The following is a 2,939-nucleotide window of genomic DNA, read 5'->3' on the forward strand; positions in this document are numbered from 1 at the left end:
TTTCCATCATGATAACGGTCTTGCCAACACCTGCACCACCGAACATGCCCATTTTACCGCCACGGGGGAAGGGAACCAGAAGATCGATAACCTTTACGCCGGTTTCAAGAACGCGGACACTGGTGTCCTGTTCAATGAAAGCCGGTGCATGTCTGTGAATCGGACGCATTTTTTCTTTAGAAATATCGCCAAGTCCATCAACGGGACGGCCCACAACATTAAGAACGCGGCCCAGGGAAGCTTCGCCAACCGGCATCATAATGGGGGAGCCGGTGTCTTTTACGGCCATGCCTCTTTGAAGCCCGTCAGTAACGTCCATGCCGATGCACCGGACAACATTGTCGCCAAGGTGCTGGGCAACCTCGATAACCAGATTGTCTTCCATATCCCCGATGGTGGGGTTTGTTACAGTTAAAGCGGTCAATACCGGAGGAAGTTTTCCGGCCTCAAACTCAACGTCAACAACAGCGCCGAGGACCTGTGAAATTTTACCTATATTTTCAGCCATTTTATTCTCCTATAAAGCTGTTTTATCTATGCGTATATCCTAGTAGAGTGATTATCCCTTAAGGGCTTCGGCACCGCCGACGATATCCATGAGGTCGTTGGTAATGCCGGCCTGTCTTGTTTTATTAAATATGGTTTGCAGTTCATCTACCATATCTTCACAAGCCTTGGTCGCATTTTCCATGGCCCTCATACGAGCGGCATGTTCAGACGTTGACGTCTGAAGAATTGCATCAAATATCTGGATAAAAATATTTTTGGGCAGCATCTTACCAAGAAGCGCGTCAGACGACGGCTCACAAATGTGTTCCGGCAAAAAGGTGCCTTCTTTCGCCGGTGCAGCAGCTTCCTCGTTCACAATATCTTCAAGGGAAGGTATTGGAAGAATCTGCTTAACCGTCGGTACCTGTTTTGCCATGCCCTGAAATTCAGAATAAATCAGATATACTTCATCAACATCTCCGGCGAGGAAACTGTTGATCAATGCCTGACCCGAACTTGAAGCTACCGAGAAGTCTGGTCTGCCGCCAACAACGCCGATGTATTGGGCATCAATGGTTTGACCTGATTTTTTTGCCCAGTCACGACCTTTTTTGCCGTAACAGACAAAAGAAACCTCTTTGCCTTCAAGCTCGGATTTGAGCATTTTTACAGCTTTATCAATCAGATTTATATTAAATCCGCCACACAGTCCCCTGTCAGAGGTGCACAGGAGCAGGGCCACCTTTTTAACTTCTTCCTTGGGCACCAGGAGTGGAGATACTTCCTCTCCTGATTTCCCGGCAATGGATCCCAGAACTTCAGCAAATTTGGAAGCATAAGGCTTGAATGCTTCCATGGCATTCTGGGAACCGCGCAGTTTCGAAGTGGCGACCATTTTCATGGCAGAGGTAATCTGTCTAGTCTTTTTAACGCTGACTATTTTCGATTGTACTTCTTTTAACGTTGCCATATGATCTACCTTTGCGCCTATAAGTTATTGTTTGTTCTCACAAATTAAGTCCAGATTGACCTTAAATTATTTTACGGTCTCTTTGAACTCTGCGTCATAGGCTTCAAGGCATTGTTTGATCTTGGCCTCGAGTTCATCATCAATTTTCTGTTTTTCCTTCAGGCCGGTGAATACTTCCGGGAACCGGCTTTCAACAAAGGGGTAGAGGCCTGCCTCATAGGCAGGAACGGCTTCTTTGGGATATTTATCAAGATACCCTTTGGTGCCTGCATAAAGAATCGTTACCTGTTTTTCCATGGGAAGCGGTTTATATTGGGGCTGCTTAAGCAGTTCAACCAGTCTTTCACCACGGGTCAACTGTCTTTGGGTGGCTGCATCCAGGTCTGAACCGAACGCAGCAAAGGCTTCAAGCTCTCTGTACTGGGCCAGATCCAAACGAAGGGTACCGGCAACCTGTTTCATGGCTTTTACCTGGGCAGCACCACCAACGCGGGATACGGAAAGTCCAACGTCGATGGCCGGACGGATACCTGCAAAGAAGAGATCTTTGTCCAGAAAGATCTGGCCGTCGGTAATGGAGATAACGTTTGTGGGAATAAATGCGGATACGTCGCCTTCCTGGGTTTCAATGATGGGCAGTGCGGTCAAAGAGCCTGCACCAAGTGCATCACTCATTTTGGCGGAACGTTCCAGCAGACGGCTGTGGTTGTAAAAAATGTCGCCGGGGTACGCTTCTCGTCCGGGCGGCCGTCTGAGCAGCAAAGATACCTGACGGTAAGCTGCAGCCTGTTTTGACAAATCATCATAGATAATCAGGGCGTGTTCGCCTTTATCACGGAAGTATTCGCCCATGGCGCAACCGGCATAAGGAGCCAGGTACTGCATTGCGGCAGACTCGGAAGCAGATGCTATGACAACGGTGGTATATTCCATGGCGCCGTGCTCTTCAAGGGCGGCAACAACCTGGGCAACCGTAGATTTTTTCTGCCCGCAGGCAACATAGATGCACTTCATGTCGGTTTCTTTCTGAGCGATGATGGCATCAACCGCAACAGCAGTCTTACCAATCTGACGGTCACCAATGATCAGCTCGCGCTGTCCGCGACCAACCGGGGTCATACCGTCAACCGCCTTAGAACCGGTGTAGCAGGGTTCATGGACTGATTTTCTGGCAATAACACCAGGGGCAACCAGTTCCATGTTCATATATATATCAGATTCGATGGGACCTTTGCCGTCAACAGGCTCACCCGTGGTGGTTACAACGCGACCCAGCAGCGCTTCGCCAACCGGAACGGAAGCGATACGATCGGTACGCTTAACCACGTCACCTTCCTTGATAACCTTGTCATCACCAAGGATGGCCACACCAACGTTGTCTGCTTCAAGGTTAAGGGCCAGACCCAGAATACCGCCCGGAAACTCAACCAGCTCCATGGCCTTGACTTTTTCCAAACCGTAGACACGGGCAATACCGTCA

At 49.1% G+C, this 2,939-nt stretch carries 2 protein-coding genes and 1 pseudogene; all 3 read right to left on the reverse strand.

Annotation, left to right across the window (positions count from 1 at the left end):
- A pseudogene (locus B3D59_RS07760) lies at positions 1-508 on the reverse strand (F0F1 ATP synthase subunit beta); the annotation flags it as partial.
- A 51-nt stretch (positions 509-559) separates the two neighbouring features.
- Entirely contained in the window at positions 560-1,459 is a 900-nt protein-coding gene (gene atpG / locus B3D59_RS07765) for an ATP synthase F1 subunit gamma (protein ID WP_277004106.1), read from the reverse strand.
- A 66-nt stretch (positions 1,460-1,525) separates the two neighbouring features.
- The coding region (gene atpA / locus B3D59_RS07770) for a F0F1 ATP synthase subunit alpha (RefSeq protein WP_286818765.1) at positions 1,526-2,939 on the reverse strand (1,414 nt) is incomplete at its 5' end.

The sequence above is a fragment of the Desulfobacter sp. UBA2225 genome, assembly GCF_002348205.1.
Classification (GTDB): Bacteria; Desulfobacterota; Desulfobacteria; order Desulfobacterales; family Desulfobacteraceae; genus Desulfobacter; species Desulfobacter postgatei.

Bases quoted from the DNA above. Each gene is read 5' to 3' on its own strand.
- atpG (WP_277004106.1), bottom strand. From the start codon at position 1,459: ATGGCAACGTTAAAAGAAGTACAATCGAAAATAGTCAGCGTTAAAAAG.